A 19,342-nucleotide genomic window follows, 5' to 3' on the forward strand; every position below is an offset into this window, starting at 1 on the left:
GACGTGTACGCATTTTTTCTTGCTCCTTTTATTGATTTCCATTTTATGCAAAGCGCCCTTATTGGTTCAATTCTGCTGTCCATCAGCGCCTGTCCTGTTGGTGTATTTTTGATGTTACGCGGAATGAGTTTAACAGGAGATGCAATATCCCACGCCATTCTTCCTGGTGTTGCGGCTGCTTTTCTCCTTTGTGGATTCTCACTTTTATCTATGACGCTTGGCGGCATTTTAGCCGGTATCATTGTTGCTTTAGCAACCGCCTTAATTTCACGAAATAGCTTTCAGAAAGAAGATGCATCAATGACTGTTTTTTATCTGATTGCACTCGCAGCAGGCGTCATTATTGTTTCACTTAAAAACTCTACCATTGATCTGCTCCACCTTTTATTTGGCTCAGTACTTGCTCTTGATACACAAGCCCTTTTTATGATCACCACTATAATGCTTATCACAGTGTGTAGTCTTTGTGTTTTCTGGCGTGCACTCGTACTCGAAAGTTTTGATCCCCTCTTTTTTAAATCGCTCTCTCCTTTGAGTAAATATGTTCATATATCACTGCTCATACTTGTCGTTCTGAATTTAGTTGGCGGTTTCCAATCACTAGGAACACTCCTTTCTGTCGGCATTATGATGGTTCCAGCCATTACAGCCCGTTTTTGGCTTTCGCGTCTTGGCCCTATTTGTGCACTCTCTATTCTCTTAGGAATCATTGCAAGCTTTTGTGGACTACTGCTTTCTTTTCATCTTTCACTTCCCTCCGGTCCAGCTATCATCCTTGCCGCAGGGGTTCTTTATCTTCTTTCCTGCTTCATAAGTCCACGCGGCATTATTGTAGCACGGTTTCCTCACCTCTTTTATACATCCTCCCCCACTTTAAGGAAATAATATGCCTAAATTTATCCAACAATTTGTTCTGCTTGGAACTCTTTTATTGTTTGTCCTTTTTCCATTTTCTACTTTTGCGCAAAACAAGATTAAAGTTGTCGCAAGCTTTTCTATTCTTGCAGATTTAGTAAAAAATGTGGGAGGCAACCACATTTCTATGATTACTCTGGTCGGTCCCAATGCGAATACCCATACTTATGAACCAACACCCCGTGATGCCAAAGCTCTTAGAAATGCTCATATTATTTTCATCAATGGACTACATTTAGAAGGTTTTATGGACCGTCTTATCACGGCAAGTGGTACAAAAGCACTGCTTGTCGAAGTAAGTGCCAATATTCCTTTCCTTGAAATTAAAAATCAAGGACATAGCGCCCACCACCACAGTGATATGGATCCCCATGCTTGGCAAGCTATCCCTAATGTTGAAATTTATATCAAAAATATCGCTATTGCTTTGTGCAAAATTGATAAAAAATCCTGTGCAAGCTACAGAAAAAACTCTCAACTCTACATCCAAAAACTTAAAGAAGCACAAGAAAAACTTAAAACAAAGATTGCCTCTATCCCAAAAGATAAGCGTATTATTATTACATCCCATGATGCCTTTGGCTATTTTGCTCAAGAATATGGTTTTACCATACTTGCACCCCAAGGTGTATCAACGGAAGCTGAAGCGACTGCAGCCGATGTAGCCGAACTTATCAAGCAAATTAAAACCAATAAAGCAACCGCCCTCTTCGTTGAAAACATCTCTAATCCCCGCCTCATAAAACAGATTTCAAAAGAAACAGATTTAAAAATTGGTGGAACACTCTATTCTGATGCATTGTCGGACGAAAATGGTCCTGCTGCAACATATCTCGATATGATGGAACATAATATTAACACTCTTATCGATGCAATAATGAAACACTAAAAGTTTGTGTACAGAGAAAAGATAATCAGCATTAAAAACAACTAAATTACCAGTATTCAAGATATTTGAAAAGATGTCCACACTCAAAATCTCTCTTATGCTTATAAAAAGCATGATTATGTGAGCGTATTTAACAAAGGCACTAATAAAACCTTGAACTTAAAATAAAGAGAGCTCTTTGGAGCTCTCTACAGTATGCTTACTCAATAAAAATATTTTGTTCTATCCCTTTTATGCGACTCTCGAATCATGTTTATGAGAAAAGTTCTTCCTTAGTTATCCTAAATAAATACAATAGCGCTGTAAATAAAAATATACTGAGGAAAGCTTAAAAACTCTTATAAGGCTTTTTAAAAGTCTCATAGAAATTATGAGAAAAAATCAAGAACACTCATGATTAAGTTACAAAACATTTTTTCATCATTTTTAAAAAATACTCTTTTCAAGATTACCAATAAATCCCTCGCAAATTAAAGCACCATAATGCTTAAATTTCTTTTTTTTGACATATTCTATCAAATGTTCATAGTGACTCCATCACTCTACGTTAGCACTCATAAAAGAAAAACTGATAAGTTTAAACAAATTCGTTTGACCTTTTGATGGTTCCTGTTTAAATGAGCTAACATATTTCTGGAATAAAATTGGCATGGCGTGTTCATGTGTAATACTATGAATTTAAGGGAAACTTGCATTTCACCACTTCAAAAAGGGGGAGCTATGAATCGTTTTTATCTTTCTATAGCAGCATTTACAGTTGCTATCAGCATGGCAACAGCAAGCTTTGCGCAAACAAAAATTAGCTTTTGGCATTCAATGAGTGGTGAATTAGGAGAACAAACTGAACGTCTCATTAACGATTTTAATGCCAGTCAATCGGATTACAAAGTTATTCCTTCATTTCGTGGTGAATATGAAGAAGGCATGGTTGCACTCATAGCAGCATTTCGCGGAAAGCAACAACCAGTTCTTGCTCAAATTTATGAAGTTGGTACCGGAACAATGATGGCTGCAAAAGGTGCTATTTATCCTATTTATCAACTTATGGCAGATACAAAACAAGAGTTTGATCCTACTAATTATTTGCCTGCTATCAGTGGGTACTATTCTGATGTTCAGGGACGAATGCTTTCTATGCCATTCAATGCTTCAACACCAATCCTTTACTATAATAAAGATATCTTCAAAAAAGCAGGACTTGATCCAGAACAACCGCCTAAAACATGGCAAGATGTAGAAAATTTCTCCAAAAAAATTCTTGAAACTAAAGCGGCAAGCTGTGGTTTTACAATGTCTTATGCAGCTCAGTGGATTGGTATAGAAAATTTTTCAGCATTGCATAATGTCCCTTTTGGAACAAAAGAAAATGGTTTTGGTGGTCTTGATTCAGAGCTTACTTTAAATGGTCCTTTACAAGTGCGCATGTGGACTGACCTTAAAAAATGGTCTGATCAAGGTCTCTTTCGTTATGGCGGTCCAGCTGGAGCCCTAGATTCAACACCAATGTTTATGACGCAAAATTGCGCAATCTTTATGCAATCTTCAGGGTCTCGTACAGGAATTCTTTCAGAAGCGCAGTTCAATGTTGGATTTGGTCAACTGCCTTACTATGATGATATAAAAGGTGCACCTCAAAATTCAATTATTGGAGGGGCCTCTATTTGGGTTTTAAAAGGACATACCTTCGAAGAATACGCAGGTGCCGCTGCTTTTCTTAAGTATCTCTCAAGAGCAGATAATCAAGCTAAGTGGCACCAGACAACAGGTTACCTTCCAACAACAAAGGCTGCTTACGAATTGAGCCAAAAACAGCATTACTACGATAATAATGCCGGTGCAGATATTGCCATTAAACAGATCACTCTCAACCCACCAACTGTTAACTCAAAGGGCATAAGATTTGGTAATTTACCACAAATTCGTTCTATTCTTGATCAAGAATTAGAAGCCGTCCTTAGTGGTTCTAAGACACCAAAAAATGGATTAGATGAAGCCGTTGAACGTGGGAATAAACTCTTACGTGAATTTGAAAAAGCTAATCATTAAGGTTTAATTATTATCGTAAATATCAAAAGATCAGCCAAACAGTTAAGCCTTTTTAGTTGTTTTTTGTTCGCCCTTCTAAAGTCTCTGTATTTAAAGAACCCATAAGAATGCAAGAAAAACAAGTATATTTCAAAAATAGTCTGCTTCCCTATTGGCTGCTCTTACCTCAGCTCATTGTGACTTTTTTGTTTTTCTTTTGGCCTGCTGCTCAAGCAATAAAATCATCTTTCGAGCGTGAGGACCCTTTTGGATTTACGACAACCTTTATTGGTTTTGAAAATTATGTGACAATCCTCTCTGATTCTGCTTATATAAAATCACTTCTTACAACGGCGGTCTTTTCTATTTCTGTTACTGTTGTTTCCATGTCGCTATCACTTCTTTTAGCCGTCTGTGTTGATCGCGTTATCCGCGCAAAAAAAGCTTACACCACACTTTTACTTTGGCCTTATGCTGTTGCTCCAGTATTGGCAGGTATTTTATGGTTGTTTATCTTTCATCCAACGATTGGAGTTATCCCGTTTCTTTTGGCGAAAATAGGAATCATATGGAATTATCGTATCAATGGTATGCAAGCCATGATCCTTATTGTGATTGCAGCTAGTTGGAAACAAATTTCCTACAATTTTCTTTTTTTTCTTGCGGGACTCCAGTCTGTTCCACGTTCCCAAATAGAGGCAGCAGCAATTGATGGTGCTAGCCCTTTTAAACGCTTTTGGACTGTGGTTTTTCCTCAAATTTCACCGACAACTTTTTTCCTTCTTATCGTTAATATTCATTATGTTATGTTTGATACATTTGGTATTATTGATAACATAACCTCTGGAGGTCCTGCACGTGCCACAAGTACCCTCGTCTACAAAGTCTATGATGATGGTTTTAGAAATCAAATAATAGGAGCATCAGCAGCACAATCAACAATATTAATGTTGATGGTTATTGTTTTAACGTTTATTCAGTTTCGCTGGATTGAACGTCGTGTGCAATATTAGGAAGCGAATTATGGTTGAAAATCGCCCTATTTTGAAATTTCTAACTCATCTCATTCTCATTATTGGTATTCTTATTATTTGCTTTCCAGTTTATGTTGCCGTTATCGCATCAACCCATAGTTCAGCAGCATTTAGCTCAGGAACACTTCCTCTTTTACCAGGAAATTACACTCTGGAGAACTATAAAACAATCTTTGGTGATGGCCTTGCGCAACTTGGTCTGCCAAAGCTGTGGCCACTTTTAATGAACTCACTCATCATGGCGCTTGGTATTAGCATCGGAAAAATTATTATTTCGCTCTTTTCTGCTTATGCAATTGTTTATATGCGCTTCCCTTTCCGAAAAACTGCTTTTGTCCTCATCTTTATCACTTTGATGCTCCCGGTTGAAGTTCGTATTATTCCAACATACGCAGTTGTTGCACAATTAGGGATGATCAATACCTATGGTGGTATGATTATTCCACTCATTGCCTCTGCAACTGCTACATTTTTATTTCGCCAGTTTTTTTTAACTGTTCCTGATGAACTCTTAGAAGCGGCTCGTGTTGATGGTGCAGGACCGTTTAGATTTTTTAAAGATATTCTCCTTCCTCTTAGTAAAAGCAATATCGCCGCTTTATTTATTATTATGTTCATTTATGGGTGGATACAGTATCTGTGGCCTCTTATCGTGACAACTGATCAAAATCATCAGACTATTCTTATTATTTTAAAACAGCTTGTCGTAGAGTCACTTCAACATGATCCTCAATGGAATATACTCATGGCAGTATCGGTTGTTGCTATGGTACCACCTGTTCTTGTTGTCATCTGCATGCAACGGCTTTTTATCAAAGGCCTTATTGAAACGGAGAAATAACTGTGGCCATAATCCAGTTATCAAATATAAAAAAACAGTATGAAAACGGCATTCTGGTCATAGATGATTTAAACTTAACTGTTGCTGATAAAGAGCTTCTTGTTCTTGTCGGTCCTTCAGGATGTGGTAAATCAACTTTGTTACGCATTATTGCAGGGCTTGAACAAGTCACTTCAGGTGAGCTTTATATTGATAACGAGCGTATCAATGACCGTGAACCAGCTGATCGTGATATTGCTATGGTTTTTCAAAATTATGCCCTTTATCCCCATATGACAGTTCGTGGAAATCTAGAATATGGTCTTAAGAATCGTAAAACACCTAAAGATGAAATAAATAGACGTATCACATACGCGGCAAAACTTTTACAAATAGAGCCATTCCTTGATCGTAAACCACGACAATTATCAGGAGGACAACGACAACGCGTTGCAATGGGGCGTGTGATTGTTCGCCAACCACGGGTCTTTCTCTTTGATGAACCGCTTTCAAACCTCGATGCAAAATTGCGGGCGCAAATGTGTATTGAGATTAAAACTCTGCAGCGCTCATTGGGTACAACGAGCCTGTATGTTACCCATGATCAACTGGAGGCTATGACATTAGCCGATAGAATCGTTGTCATGAACAATGGCGCTATAGAGCAAATCGGAACGCCAATGGAAATTTATGATTATCCAGCAACAACATTTGTGGCTGATTTTATTGGTTCTCCTCCTATGAACTTTCTTGATCGCCAAATCCTAGAAAAACACTTAAATCATTCATTGTCTTATAGTGAAGAAACTGATCTTTTAGCCTTTAGACCAGAAGTAATCTTGTTGGGAGAATACCCAGATCAAGGACCTGTCTTTCACACACAAATTGAACTTATCAAACCTGTCGGAACAGGATGCCATGTTTTAACACGTTGGAATGGCAATATTTTCACTATTGAAATAAAAGAGCGGATTACAAGCGACTATGGCGAAAAATTAAGTTTTACTGTTGCTCATCAAAATTTTCATACTTTCAATAAAACCACTGAAAAACGCACAAATATTAAATAAATAGAGTAAAGGCTTTGCTCTTATAAGCAATCTCAGTAAACGCTTCTTACGTTCAAGATCATTTTTAAAGCAAGACATCTTTTGTATTATAGATGTGTGTTATTTCTTTGTACGCAACTGTAAAGCTAAATCAGGTTGATCTGTTGTGATATAATGTACAGGCATATCAAGCCAATGCGATAATCGAGCTCTTCCATTAATGGTCCATACCCCTACAGTAAAACCAGCATCAAGCGCAGATTCAATAAAGTGTCGTGAGACTATGGAGCCATCTAAACTTAGATCAGAATACCCCAATTTTTTCCACTCAGAAAAATGATGATACATATCACCTTCAAAGCTATCAATGCAGGGACCAGATGTTATACCTGCTTCAATGAAGGGACGAAGGCTTACAGGATCAAAACTAATTGCAGAAACCCGATCTTCTAAATTTCGGTTTCTTATCAACGCAAGCGCTTTTTGCGATAAAATCATTTCACGCTCAACTTCACCACATGTTTTAATTTCAAGATGCAGTGCAACATTGGTTGGTGCTAAAAGATCAAGAAGTTCCTCTAATAAAGGAGGAGATTCACTACTCCCTTTTATACAAAGTTGTTTGCGTGTTTCATTATCAATATCGTGAATATATCCGGCTTTGCCAACCAATTGTTCTAAACGAAAATCGTGAAATACAACCACTTCACCACTTTTAAGCAGATGAACGTCGCATTCAACCTCATCCACTCCCAATGCAATTGCATGACGAAATGCTGAAAGAGTATTTTCGGCATAAAGATGCGCTCCACCACGGTGTGCAACAATTTTTTTCTTAGACATGCAAAACTTCATACTTTTCAAGTTTAAATGATATTTGCTGAGGCACAAGCAGATAACCGTTTTTTAAAACCTATACAAGATAAATAACAATTTAAAAAAGCTCTTTTTTAAAAGATTTAAACTTTATTCCAATTACTCCCATTCAATAGTACCAGGAGGCTTTGAAGTTACATCATACACGACACGATTAATACCTCTAACTTCGTTAATAATACGTGCCGCTGTTTTGCTTAAAAACTCCATATTATAGGGATAAAAGTCTGCCGTCATTCCGTCCACAGATGTTACAGCACGAAGAGCACAAACAAATTCATATGTGCGTCCATCACCCATCACACCAACAGTCTGAACAGGAAGAAGAACAGCAAAAGCCTGCCAAATTTCATTATAAAGACCTGCTTTACGAATTTCATCAAGGTAAATTGCATCCGCCTCACGTAAAATTTCTAATTTTTCCCGTGTCACTGCCCCTGGACACCGAATTGCAAGACCGGGACCTGGAAAAGGATGGCGACCAATAAATTGCTCAGGTAATCCTAATTCTCGCCCTAGCGAACGAACCTCATCCTTAAAGAGCTCACGCAACGGCTCTACAAGTTTCATCTTCATCCGTTCCGGCAATCCCCCTACATTATGGTGACTTTTAATTGTTACTGACTGACCAATTGCTGAAACACTTTCAATGACATCTGGATAAAGCGTGCCTTGCGCTAAAAATTCTGCGCCGCCGATTTTTTTAGTCTCCTCTTCAAAAACTTCAATAAAAAGGCGGCCAATCGTTTTGCGCTTTTTCTCTGGATCTGTCTCACCCTCCAGAGCATTGATAAACATATTAGCGGCATTAACGTGAATAAGCTCTATATTATAATGATCTCGAAATAATGTAAGAACTTCTTCAGCCTCATTCTTGCGCATCAACCCATGGTCCACAAAAATACACGTCAGTTGATCTTCTATTGCTTCATGAAGAAGTACCGCCACAACGGATGAATCCACTCCACCTGAAAGACCACAGATCACGCGATTTTTCCCAACTTTTTTCCGTATTTTTGCAATTGCTTGCTCACGATAAGAGGCCATTGACCAATTACCTTTAAGACCAGAGATTTTATAAACAAAATTTTGCAAAAGCTTTGTACCATCCGGTGTATGAACAACTTCAGGATGAAACTGCACTGCGTAAAGGTGTCTTTTTTCATCGGCAATAGCAGCATAGGGAGCACCTTTTGAGGTTCCTATGACACGAAAACCTTCTGGTAGTGTCGTGACACGGTCACCATGACTCATCCATACTTGATAACAAGAGCCTTTTTTCCATATACCGTCAAAAAGTGCACTCTCTTCTTGTACTTCCAAAAAAGCGCGTCCAAATTCACGCTCAGCCCCAGCTTCAACTTTTCCTCCAAGTTGAACACACATGACTTGTTCACCATAACAAACCCCAAGAATAGGAACTCCAAGTTCAAAAACTTCCATTGGAGCACGTGGCGATCCCTCATCGAGAACGGAATAAGGACTCCCTGATAAAATAACCGCTTTAGGTCTTATCCGCTTAATACCTTTTAAAGCCAATTGAAAAGGAACAATTTCACAATAGATACCCATTGCTCGTACCCGCCGCGCGATAAGTTGTGTCACTTGTGAACCAAAATCAATAATAAGAACAGTGTCTGAATGTGAGATGCTCATAGAAAACCAATCAATAATTGTACCAATGCAATTTATTATTCAATCTTTCCCTTTTCACAAGCCTCTTTACTTGAGAAAAATACTTTTCTCGTAAAAAGTTAAGATAAAAAATGCAAAAAACAGATATCAATGTTTTTTTTGTAACACAGACAAAAAGAAACCATCTGTTTTTGTTGTTGCTGGCGATAAGTTAAGTCCGTAATTTGAAAAGATTGGCTGTATCGATGAAGAACTAAAATGTTGCTGCCAAAGTGCATGCATATTTATGGGATAAAAATTGGAGTGCTGTTGAAGAAAATGTGAAATTTGTTCCTCATTTTCATCCACAAAAAGAGAGCACGTAATATAGACTAAACGCCCATTTGGTTTAAGATAATCTATAGCCTCATTCAAGATAGTCTTCTGTTGCGTTTGGCGTTGCCTTACCTGTTCTAATGTCAAACGCCACTTTGTATCTGGTCGCCGCCGCCATGTTCCTGTACCACTGCACGGTGCATCTAGTAAAACTATATCCATCTGCCCTCTTAACGGCTTTAATTCTGCTGCATGACTTCGTGGTTGTACATTACAAACACCAGCACGTCGTAGACGATCAAAAATAGGAGCTAAGCGAGCTTTGTCTGAATCATAAGCATAAATTTGCCCGTGATTTTTCATACAGGCTGCTAAAGCCAACGTTTTTCCACCAGCCCCAGCACAATAATCTAAGATCCGCATATTTGCTTTTGCTTCGACAAGATAAGCAACAATCTGAGATCCAAGATCCTGTATTTCAAAGTGCCCTTGTTGAAAGGCAAATTCCTTTTGAACATTGGGATGACGCTCAAATTTTTCAATCGGTGCAATTCTTAAAGCTTGCGGAAACCACGACAACGACTGAGCTTTGGTTTTCATAAGATCTTTCAGCACCTTCTCCGGCGTTGCCTTCAAGCTATTCACACGTAAATCTACAGGAGGACGTGTTGCTAACGCAGCAGCTTCAATGACCCAATTATCTGCACATACAGGAAGAAGATGTGCTTGACACCACTGAGGAATATCACCACGAATATAATCTGGTGCATCAACTAACCGCTGTTTTTTCCATGATTGACGTTGCCTAACTCCTAAGAGCCGCGGGGCAAATCGATCTCCTTCTAATTCACTATCAATTTGTTCAATTGTCATTTCTCCCGTATCTAATAAGGTCCCGAAAACCATATCCCTCACATCATCACTGGCCAGACGCCATTGTAAAGAATAACGCCGTCTTAAAACATCATAAACAATTGTACCAATAGCTGCACGATCACTTACTCCAGCAAAACGATGTGAAAGCCCCCAAGATTTTAAAACTTCACTTGCAGAACAATGCCGTGTTTCTATCTCGCGTAGAATATCTATTGCCGCGCGCAAACGCCCACCTAAGCGCATTTATTTCTCCGATTTGAATTTTTATAAGTCTTTAAAGAATGTAAAAAATTATTTTTCTTAACTTCAATGATTTTTTTACCATGTAAAGTTCACATTGTACGATCAATGATTCTAATCATCGTTTTTTATAGAATTTCAAATTCTTTATTTCATATACTAATCATTCGTATTTTTATCATTTAAAATGTATGTGCATTCCTTTGATACAAAAAAGTAGCTTAGAACTTTAAAATCCTTTTTCCAATGTGCGTGTACAAAAGTCATAAAATCTTTATGATTTAAGAAATTAATTTTTCATAGTGCTCTATAAACAGCACATAAAATCAAATAGCTATCATTTTAAAATGCTTTCTTTCGTAAAAAATGGAAAAACACTTCTATCAAGACTCATACATCCATTTCTCTCCTGAAAAAATATTAACTTTTTAGAAAACACCTGGAACCACTACTTAGCATGACCGTTTTTATTGTAATGGCCTTAAGCCAGATAATTTAAAAGGAGAAAATAATGAATACTTACAATAATGGGAAAACAACTTCATCTAAAAGTCGTAACAATACAACACCCTCAAACAATGGAAAGAAATCCATCCAAAGTGATCAGACTAACACTCGCCAACGTGCGTCAAAGACAGGGCGGAAGACTACAAAAAGCTAATTCCCTTAATTTCATATAACCTTTAGAAAGAATTGGGATATAAATCTCCAATTCTTTCCCTCTTTAGGATTCTTGCACCAAATCACAAAGAGAAAAATAGCAGCCTTTGTGTATTTTCTCAAAAGATTTACACCATACAACAGAACTATAAACTCTTACACATCAAACAGGACCCCGATAATTTGGACTCTCCCGTGTGATAGCAACATCATGTGTATGGCTTTCGTGGAGCCCAGCATTGGTGATACGAACAAACGTTGCTTTTTCATGAAACTCTGTTAAATCCTTTGCACCAACATACCCCATTGAAGCACGTAATCCACCAGCAAGCTGATGTAAAACCGATGCTATAGGACCTTTATAAGCCACTTGCCCCTCTACACCTTCAGGAACCAATTTAAGCTCATCGCGCACTTCATCCTGAAAATAGCGATCTGCCGATCCTCTCGCCATAGCACCTACTGATCCCATACCCCGATAGGCTTTAAAAGACCGCCCTTTATAAAGATAAACTTCACCAGGGCTTTCATCTGTACCTGCTAAAAGGGAACCAATCATAGCAGCACAAGCTCCACCTGCTAAAGCTTTAGCAAAATCACCTGAAGCTTTAATCCCACCATCAGCAATAATAGGAATACCAGCTTTTTCAGCAACTTCTACAGCATTAATAATAGCTGCAAGTTGAGGCACACCAACACCTGCAACAATTCGTGTTGTGCAAATAGAGCCAGGACCAATACCAACCTTTACCGCATCTGCACCACTATCAATTAATGCCTGTGTTGCTTGAGAAGTTGCTACATTCCCAGCAATAATAGCTGTAGAACACGCCATCTTTTTAATGCGCTCAACCGTGTCTAGCACACGTTGAGAATGGCCGTGCGCTGTATCAATCACCAGCACATCTACACCTGCGTCAATGAGCCGTTCAGCACGCTCAATCCCATCATTCCCCACACTACTGGCAGCTCCAACACGCAAACGGCCTTGAGAATCTTTCGCTGCATTTGGATTTAATTGTGCTTTTTCAATATCCTTAACGGTTATCAAACCAACACAACGATTTTGTTCATCTACAACCAATAATTTTTCAATACGGTGGTGATGTAAAAGATACTTCGCTTCACTGAGTCGAACATTTTCACGGACCGTAATCAAATTCTCATGCGTCATCAATTCATAGATTTTCTGTTTTGGATCCGATGCAAAACGCACGTCTCTGTTCGTCAAAATGCCAACAAGCTGTCCAGCAGTCTCACCTTTAACGTCATTTTTAACAACTGGAATACCTGAAATACCATGAGAGCGCATCAAAGCTTTCGCTTTTTCAAGGGTTGCATCTGGACCAATTGTTACTGGATTAACAACCATACCCGATTCAAACTTTTTTACCTGACGCACTTCTTCAGCTTGCTCTGCAGCAGACATATTACGATGAATAACACCAAGACCCCCAGCTTGAGCCATAGCAATTGCCAAACGCGATTCTGTTACAGTATCCATTGCAGCAGAAAGCAAAGGCAAATTTAGCGTAATATCAGCTGCAATACGTGTTCTAAGATCTACTTGGCTAGGCATAACAAGAGAATGACCCGGCTGTAAAAGCACATCATCAAAAGTCAGTGCCAATGCACCCGTTCCTGTTTCAACAATTTTTGCCATAGCCAAATTCCTTTTATAACAAAACACCGCAAGGTGTTTTAAACAACTGCGGTTTTCATACGTTGCGGATTGGCAAACAATTATGCCATGTTACAAAAAAAATGAAAAGAAAAATTAAAATAATTCTCTCATTATAGTTTATAAAATCTACAATTGTGATTCAATCGGTAACCAACTTATTATTTTAGCAAACGCACGGCGCCAAAAATTGCTTTCTGGCTCACAATCAACACTATACTGTTTTTCATTTTCAATAAAATCCCAATAAATACGATTATTATCACCAAGACGCAGATGATAACTCATTTCGCCTGTTGTTTCTTCAGAAAAAAGCAAATCTAACCTCGCTGTAATCGGTGCACATTCAAAAAGAATGCCCATTTCCGTATTCAGTGCCGCTGATCTAGGATCAAAATTTAAAGATCCAATAAAAGCAGTTTTACGATCAACTAAAAAAGCTTTGGTGTGTAAACTTGCCTTACTTGATCGAAAGAGTCGCAATCCTCGAGTATTTCCATCCGGTTTTAATTCATAAAGCTTAACACCATTTCTCAATAACGCTTTACGATACGGCACATAACCACCATGTACCAATGCTACATCCGTTGCAGCTAAGGAATTTGTAAGAATTTTGACATCAACACCCTTTGAAACCAATTTGCTAAAATTCTGCGTCCCTACCTTACCTGGTATAAAATAAGGTGACGTAATCTGAACTGTTCTTTTAGCCTCCCCTATAACTTGTGAAAGCGCCTTCATGAGCCAATTTCCTGCCTTTTTGCGCAATGCTTTTTCCGGAGGATCAGAAAGAACTACAACTTTATCTGCTAAAAATAACCGCTTTCCTGTTTGAATAAAACAGTCAAAATTAATATGCTCCTTGATATAATCTAAATAAACTTTTGCAACCTTGGAATCGCGAAATTCTTGTAATTTATTCTTCCAATAGCTAAAGTCACTGGTACTTTTAGGAACAACCAGAGTATGAATTGGTAAAACAACAGCACTATTCCAAAAATCATCAAAGATATTTTCCACCTTTTTAACTGAGGGACCGATTAACATCAAATCCAAATCTCGAAAATGCGATTCTTCACCAGCGTCAAAATAAGAATCTGCAAGGTTGCGTCCTCCTACAAAAGCCACTCGACCATCGACAATAAAAGCTTTATTATGCATTCTGCGTGTGACAGTAATTGCTCGCAATATAATCTCTAAACCACGACGTAAACCACCTTTACGTGATCGCCCTGGATTAAACATTCTCACCTCAATCTGAGGATGTTTATCTAGGGCAATATAAGCTGGATCACGAGCCTGAGCATTAATATCATCTAAAAGAAGGCGTACCCGAACACCACGATCAGCTGCTTCTACTATTTCACTTAATAATAAGCGCCCTGTTAAATCATCGTCCCAAATATAATACATCAGATCAAGGCTACGCCCCGCCTGTGCAGCTCCTATCGCACGAATACAAAAGGCATCCAAATTGCTGGTGATGAGTGAAAGGGCATCTTTATCAACTCCTAATCCATCTTTTTCTTTTGCTAATTTACTTACTATCCGATCAAACTTGGTTTCATCTTTCTTAACAGATAAGGCATAAGAACACACCCCCCTCGCACTTTTAACAAAACGCCCATATGTGTAAATCGCCAACATAGACGCAACAAAAAAAAATGCGATAAAACCGATAACAATCTGTAACAGTGTCAAAGAAAATCAACTTTCTATTTTTAAAGCCATTGCACCATCATCGATACCAGCCACAGCATTAAAATCAATAATCCTATCTTAATTAGATCCAATAGAATGCCATCTCTTGCTTAAGAGAATATAAACTCAATATCAATGATTATAGAATTTTAGTTTCAGGACTAAAAAAGTGTGAAAGTTATCTCTTCTCATTAAATGTAAAATGAGCTAAAATGGTAAAAATTGAAACAAGAAAAAAGACTTGAAAAGAACAGCACAAATAAAATCAATATTTATTGACTTTTTAAAATTATCGCCAATGTTTTAATTCTCTATAATAAAAAACATCTCTTCAAAAGATCCCCCTCCCCGCCACTGCTTTTACCAAAAAATACTGCATTTTTTCTAAAAAGCACACTTTTCATCAATAAAAATTCATTGTGGATTCTCTTTCTGTTCTCGGTTTTTTATTGCTTTCAATTCCTCCATTTTTCGATAAAGTGTAGAGCGACCGATATGAAGACGCCGAGCAATCTCGCTCATATGTCCCTTATAATGTTTAACCGCCTTCTCAATAATATCATGTTCCATCTCTGCAAAAGTGCGAACATGCCCATCAGAATTTAAAAGTTGTATTGATTCTTGTTTATGTCCTCTTTGAACATCGTTCTCAATGATATTTGGAACACTCATTAGCGGACTCCCCATTAATTGAGGAAAGTCCCTAACTGTTAACAATGGCCCCTCACTGAGTAAAACCGCGCGAAACAAAAATTTCTCAAGCTCATCCCGATTACCAGGCCAATCATACTGCATAAGCAATGAAAGAGCTGATCCAGCTAAACCATGGACATGTGATCGCCCTGTTTCCATAATAATGCGATCAATCAAATTTTGCGTAAGTTCTGGAAAATCATCTCTTAATTCCCGTAAAGCAGGAACGCTGATCGATAACTGAGAAAATTGTTCACATAAACTGCGCGAAAAATAACCCTCTTTCACCAAATCTGAAAGCCGCGATGTTGAAATCGTTATAAGACGAAAAGGAGGAGGATTATCCTTGGTTGCTTTTTCCCTCTCTTGAAGATAATTCGCCAAGCGCTTTTGCTGTATGGGCTCAAGTCGATCAACATCGCAAAGGCAAAGTGTTCCTTTCTCAAGAGAAGAGACCAATGGTAAAAACTCTTTAAACCACTGGCGATTTTCTTCTTCTGGATCAACAATAGCTGAACATTGAAAGCGAATAAAAGCGCCCTCCGATGACAAACCTTCATGGTGAATAATGCGCGCTAATGTTTCGCGATCAGTTCCATTTTCACCTTCTATCAAAAGATTTTGTAAGGAATCTGCTGCCTTCCTCGATTGTTCCAAAACTCTCTGCATTGGCCTGCTTTTTACACAGAGATCAGAAAACCGCAAATGATTCTCATTTTTTCGCCGAATATAACAAACTTCACGCTCTAATGCAGAAATAAGAGCAAGAATATCCAAAGTGACTCTCAACCGTAATGACGTAACTGGATAAATCCAATAATCAACAGCTCCAGCTGTTAAAGCTTTCTGGAGTAAGCTTTGATTCTCTTGTTGTGCTATCACAACAATAGGAACAGAAACACCAGCAACTCTAATCATTTTAATCAAATCACCCACACTCAAATCACTCATGGCGACATCAAGAAGTGCAAGCATAATATTTCTACGTCTGTGTAAAAGATCAATCGTACGTAAACCATTTTCTGCTTCAATGACACGGTGGCCAAAACCTCGGAGCATTGCAGAAAGCTCTATACGTTTTCCATAATCTTCACTCGCAACAAGAATAGGACCAACCATAATTTTAATAATCTCCTTTGAGACTACTAAACGGCTTAATGTAAAAATTGTTGTAAACCATAAGAAATATTTCACCTCTTGTGTTTTATCTACGGTATTTCATCAAGCTGTTAATTAAATACAACATTAAGGCATTTTTTTCCATTGTTTTGCTGTTTCATTGATTTTCATAAAATTTTTTATATTGACTCATGGAATAATTTAACAATGTTATAGAAGCTAAAAAGCAAAGTAACATAAATAGAGATAATAAATGAAACAGACCTGCCGTATTTTATGTCTTACAATCATCGCTTTAACATTAGGTGCCTGTGGTTCTTCACAATATTACAGGCAAAATGTACCAGATGGAATTGACGGTAAATGGATTGATGAAAATGGTATTATTTCTTCTTTTCGCAATGGTGTTTTTGAAACACGTGCAGCAGATACAGAAGAAAAACTATCAGAAGGGACATATAATTATGTTAGTCCTCAACATATAGAAATTGAAATACGCTCCATTCTCCGTGGAACAATATCGAAAGCCAATTGTATGATCTCACGCGATGCAACACATCTTTTCTGCACATCACATATAGGATCACAATTTTCTCTCAAGAGAAAATTTTAGATAAAATATAAAGCTAAAAATGCTATTCAATAGAGTGACGTATGTATCAAGAGAGGGCCCTTTTTCCTTTTGACACAAGTCTTCGTTAAGATACGCAACCTACTGATACCGCATTCTGACAATAAAATCTGCAAATATTATGGAATACAAAAGCACCTGTTTTTTCGAGAAACACCCATCGTTGCCATACAATAAAATTTTATCTTTTTGTTTTTGAATCTGTTTTATTCCAAAATAAAACTTTATCTGATGTGTGTACACCAACTTATGCCGCACCAATACGTAAAAGATCATGGAAATGAACAATTCCTACTGGTTTTTTGTTCTCAACCACAAAAAAAGCACCGATGTGATGATCATTAATAAAAGCTGTTGCCGCACCGACCAGTGTATTGGGCTCTACAATTTTAGGATTTTTTGTCATTATCTCATCAACATTAAATTTTGATAAGTTGAAGTGAATGTTGCGTGCAAGATCACCATCGGTCACAATCCCAATTAATTCACCTTTTTGATTCACAACACCAACACAACCAAAATGCTTTTCAACCAAAATATTCATCGCTTCAATCATAGTTGCTCCCTGCACAACCAAAGGGATGCGATCACCTTCATGCATAATATCACGCACATATTTTAAGCTTGCACCAAGAGAACCACCAGGATGATAAATTTTGAAATCCGTTGCCGTAAAACCACGCATTTCTAGAAGAGCAACAGCTAATGCATCACCCATTGCTAATTGCATAATTGTTGAAGTTGTAGGAGCAAGTCCGTGAGGACAAGCTTCCTCTATCTTTGGCAATAAGAGTACGATATCAGCTTGTCGCCCTAACACAGAGTGCTCACCCGATGTCATCGCAATAAGTGGTGTGCGAAAGCGTGCAGCATGATTAATAATGCCACTTAATTCCAAAGTTTCACCAGACCACGACAAGGCAAGAATAACATCATCGGGTCCAATCATACCAAGATCACCGTGATTAGCTTCTGCGGCATGAACAAAAAAGGCAGGTGTCCCTGTTGAAGCTAAGGTTGCAGCAATTTTTGTTCCTATATGACCACTCTTTCCAAGACCAGTAATCACCACATGACCATTAGCATTTCTAATAGTTTGAACAGCAGTTTTAAAGGAAGAAGAAAGACTTCCCAAAAGAGCGGTTTCAAGAGCTTCAAGCCCTCGCTTTTCACTCGCAAGCGTTTTTAGTGCTGATGTAATAGCACCCTGCAAAGCTATATGAGGAACTGGTATTGTCATAATTAAATTTGATAAATGAAATTAAAAGAGAGATCTACAATCATTTTTCAACCTTAATGATTTCTAGTAATTTTTTTAACGAAGCAGAAACTTGGCTACGCATGTCAGCACATGCTAAAGAAAATGCAACATTAGCTTCAATAAAACCAGCTTTAGAACCGCAATCAAAGGTGAGTCCTTCTAACTGGAAACCAAAAAAGTCCTGCTCATTTGAAAGCCTTACCATCGCATCTGTTAATTGAATTTCATTTCCTGCCCCTCGTTCTTGATTGGAGAGAATATCAAAAATTTCTGGTTGCAAGATATAACGTCCATTAATATATAAATTGGATGGTGCACTCCCTTTTGTTGGTTTTTCTATCATTTTTGTGATTTCAAAACCGTTTGCAATCTGTTTACCTTGTCCAACAATACCATATTTATGTGCTTCACTAGGATCGCACTCTTGAACGGCAATAATATTTCCCCCTCCGGTTTTCTCATAAAGATTGATCATCTCAGAAAGGCAGCCCTTTTTAGCTTGTATAAGCATATCTGGTAACAATAAAGCAAAAGGCTCATTCCCAACTAATTCACGCGCGCACCAAAGAGCATGTCCTAGCCCCAAAGGCTGCTGTTGCCGCGTAAAAGAAGTTGTCCCTGGTGGAGGCTGTAAACCGTGTAAACGCTCAAGTTCTTCTTTTTTACCACGTTCAGCAAGAGTTGTATATAACTCAACTTGGGCATCAAAATAATCTTCAATAACTGCTTTATTGCGTCCAGTAACAAAAATAAAATGCTCAATACCAGCCTCACGCGCCTCATCTACAACATATTGAATAACTGGCTTATCAACAACTGTTAGCATTTCTTTAGGAATTGTTTTTGTTGCAGGGAGAAAACGTGTGCCAAGACCAGCCACAGGGAATACTGCTTTCCGGATTTTATGCACTCTCACCTTCCT

The 19,342-nt window shown here is 38.1% G+C and carries 16 protein-coding genes; 8 read left to right on the top strand and 8 right to left on the bottom strand.

From position 1 onward, the window contains the following. Positions 1 to 3: 3 nt before the first annotated feature. The 6 genes from AC0QT1_RS02465 (at position 4) to AC0QT1_RS02490 (ending at position 6,753) form a co-directional block, all read left to right on the top strand. A complete protein-coding gene (locus AC0QT1_RS02465) occupies positions 4 to 885 on the top strand; it encodes a metal ABC transporter permease (RefSeq protein WP_473200071.1) in 882 nt (293 codons plus the stop codon). A 1-nt stretch (position 886) separates the two neighbouring features. Continuing rightward, positions 887 to 1,804 carry a metal ABC transporter substrate-binding protein gene (locus AC0QT1_RS02470; RefSeq protein WP_473201572.1) on the top strand — a complete coding sequence of 306 codons (918 nt, stop codon included), beginning with the start codon at positions 887 to 889 and terminating at the stop codon, positions 1,802 to 1,804. A 720-nt stretch (positions 1,805 to 2,524) separates the two neighbouring features. Further along, on the top strand, positions 2,525 to 3,850 hold the full coding sequence (gene ugpB, locus AC0QT1_RS02475; protein ID WP_473200069.1) for a sn-glycerol-3-phosphate ABC transporter substrate-binding protein UgpB: 1,326 nt from the start codon (positions 2,525 to 2,527) through the stop codon (positions 3,848 to 3,850). 107 nt (positions 3,851 to 3,957) lie between these two features. Further along, the gene (ugpA, locus tag AC0QT1_RS02480; protein WP_473200068.1) at positions 3,958 to 4,842 is read left to right on the top strand and encodes a sn-glycerol-3-phosphate ABC transporter permease UgpA; all 885 of its coding nucleotides are present in this window, start codon (positions 3,958 to 3,960) and stop codon (positions 4,840 to 4,842) included. 10 nt (positions 4,843 to 4,852) lie between these two features. Beyond that, positions 4,853 to 5,704 (top strand): sn-glycerol-3-phosphate ABC transporter permease UgpE, encoded by an 852-nt coding sequence (ugpE, locus tag AC0QT1_RS02485; protein WP_473200067.1) that lies wholly within the window; start codon positions 4,853 to 4,855, stop codon positions 5,702 to 5,704. A gap of 2 nt (positions 5,705 to 5,706) precedes the next feature. Beyond that, positions 5,707 to 6,753: a sn-glycerol-3-phosphate import ATP-binding protein UgpC gene (locus AC0QT1_RS02490; RefSeq protein ID WP_473200066.1), complete on the top strand. Its 1,047-nt coding sequence runs from the start codon at positions 5,707 to 5,709 to the stop codon at positions 6,751 to 6,753. Between the two features lie 99 nt (positions 6,754 to 6,852). Here AC0QT1_RS02490 and AC0QT1_RS02495 read toward each other — a convergent pair whose 3' ends face one another. The 3 genes from AC0QT1_RS02495 to AC0QT1_RS02505 all read right to left on the bottom strand — a co-directional run bounded on the left by AC0QT1_RS02495 (position 6,853) and on the right by AC0QT1_RS02505 (position 10,677). Further along, a complete protein-coding gene (locus tag AC0QT1_RS02495) occupies positions 6,853 to 7,575 on the bottom strand; it encodes a glycerophosphodiester phosphodiesterase (protein WP_473200065.1) in 723 nt (240 codons plus the stop codon). 132 nt (positions 7,576 to 7,707) lie between these two features. After that, positions 7,708 to 9,264 carry a glutamine-hydrolyzing GMP synthase gene (gene guaA / locus AC0QT1_RS02500; protein ID WP_473201573.1) on the bottom strand — a complete coding sequence of 519 codons (1,557 nt, stop codon included), beginning with the start codon at positions 9,262 to 9,264 and terminating at the stop codon, positions 7,708 to 7,710. Between the two features lie 126 nt (positions 9,265 to 9,390). Next, the gene (locus AC0QT1_RS02505; protein ID WP_473200063.1) at positions 9,391 to 10,677 is read right to left on the bottom strand and encodes an RsmB/NOP family class I SAM-dependent RNA methyltransferase; all 1,287 of its coding nucleotides are present in this window, start codon (positions 10,675 to 10,677) and stop codon (positions 9,391 to 9,393) included. A 508-nt stretch (positions 10,678 to 11,185) separates the two neighbouring features. On the opposite strand from AC0QT1_RS02505, the gene AC0QT1_RS02510 reads away from it, so the two are divergent. Continuing rightward, positions 11,186 to 11,335 carry a hypothetical protein gene (locus tag AC0QT1_RS02510; RefSeq protein WP_473200062.1) on the top strand — a complete coding sequence of 50 codons (150 nt, stop codon included), beginning with the start codon at positions 11,186 to 11,188 and terminating at the stop codon, positions 11,333 to 11,335. Between the two features lie 162 nt (positions 11,336 to 11,497). Here AC0QT1_RS02510 and guaB read toward each other — a convergent pair whose 3' ends face one another. The 3 genes from guaB to AC0QT1_RS02525 form a co-directional block, all read right to left on the bottom strand. Beyond that, positions 11,498 to 12,997: an IMP dehydrogenase gene (gene guaB, locus AC0QT1_RS02515; protein ID WP_473200061.1), complete on the bottom strand. Its 1,500-nt coding sequence runs from the start codon at positions 12,995 to 12,997 to the stop codon at positions 11,498 to 11,500. Between the two features lie 147 nt (positions 12,998 to 13,144). Next, entirely contained in the window at positions 13,145 to 14,716 is a 1,572-nt protein-coding gene (locus tag AC0QT1_RS02520; protein ID WP_473201574.1) for a phospholipase D-like domain-containing protein, read from the bottom strand. 414 nt (positions 14,717 to 15,130) lie between these two features. Next, positions 15,131 to 16,528, bottom strand: a complete 1,398-nt coding sequence (locus AC0QT1_RS02525) for a sigma-54-dependent transcriptional regulator (protein ID WP_473200059.1) — start codon at positions 16,526 to 16,528, stop codon at positions 15,131 to 15,133. A gap of 253 nt (positions 16,529 to 16,781) precedes the next feature. Here AC0QT1_RS02525 and omp10 point away from each other — a divergent pair, with 253 nt between their 5' ends. Beyond that, on the top strand, positions 16,782 to 17,141 hold the full coding sequence (gene omp10, locus AC0QT1_RS02530) for an outer membrane lipoprotein Omp10 (protein WP_473200058.1): 360 nt from the start codon (positions 16,782 to 16,784) through the stop codon (positions 17,139 to 17,141). A 265-nt stretch (positions 17,142 to 17,406) separates the two neighbouring features. Here omp10 and AC0QT1_RS02535 read toward each other — a convergent pair whose 3' ends face one another. Then, on the bottom strand, positions 17,407 to 18,399 hold the full coding sequence (locus tag AC0QT1_RS02535) for a KpsF/GutQ family sugar-phosphate isomerase (protein WP_473200057.1): 993 nt from the start codon (positions 18,397 to 18,399) through the stop codon (positions 17,407 to 17,409). 40 nt (positions 18,400 to 18,439) lie between these two features. Continuing rightward, positions 18,440 to 19,330 carry a UTP--glucose-1-phosphate uridylyltransferase GalU gene (gene galU, locus AC0QT1_RS02540; RefSeq protein WP_473200056.1) on the bottom strand — a complete coding sequence of 297 codons (891 nt, stop codon included), beginning with the start codon at positions 19,328 to 19,330 and terminating at the stop codon, positions 18,440 to 18,442. Between the last annotated feature and the right edge of the window lie 12 nt (positions 19,331 to 19,342).

This window comes from Bartonella sp. P12B (genome assembly GCF_055796185.1).

Coding starts and splice junctions, on each gene's coding strand:
- AC0QT1_RS02470 (WP_473201572.1), top strand. CDS start 887: ATGCCTAAATTTATCCAACAATTTGTTCTGCTTGGAACTCTTTTATTG.
- ugpB (WP_473200069.1), top strand. CDS start 2,525: ATGAATCGTTTTTATCTTTCTATAGCAGCATTTACAGTTGCTATCAGC.
- ugpA (WP_473200068.1), top strand. CDS start 3,958: ATGCAAGAAAAACAAGTATATTTCAAAAATAGTCTGCTTCCCTATTGG.
- ugpE (WP_473200067.1), top strand. CDS start 4,853: ATGGTTGAAAATCGCCCTATTTTGAAATTTCTAACTCATCTCATTCTC.
- AC0QT1_RS02495 (WP_473200065.1), bottom strand. CDS start 7,575: ATGTCTAAGAAAAAAATTGTTGCACACCGTGGTGGAGCGCATCTTTAT.
- guaA (WP_473201573.1), bottom strand. CDS start 9,264: ATGAGCATCTCACATTCAGACACTGTTCTTATTATTGATTTTGGTTCA.
- AC0QT1_RS02505 (WP_473200063.1), bottom strand. CDS start 10,677: ATGCGCTTAGGTGGGCGTTTGCGCGCGGCAATAGATATTCTACGCGAG.
- AC0QT1_RS02510 (WP_473200062.1), top strand. CDS start 11,186: ATGAATACTTACAATAATGGGAAAACAACTTCATCTAAAAGTCGTAAC.
- guaB (WP_473200061.1), bottom strand. CDS start 12,997: ATGGCAAAAATTGTTGAAACAGGAACGGGTGCATTGGCACTGACTTTT.
- AC0QT1_RS02525 (WP_473200059.1), bottom strand. CDS start 16,528: ATGGTTGGTCCTATTCTTGTTGCGAGTGAAGATTATGGAAAACGTATA.
- omp10 (WP_473200058.1), top strand. CDS start 16,782: ATGAAACAGACCTGCCGTATTTTATGTCTTACAATCATCGCTTTAACA.
- AC0QT1_RS02535 (WP_473200057.1), bottom strand. CDS start 18,399: ATGACAATACCAGTTCCTCATATAGCTTTGCAGGGTGCTATTACATCA.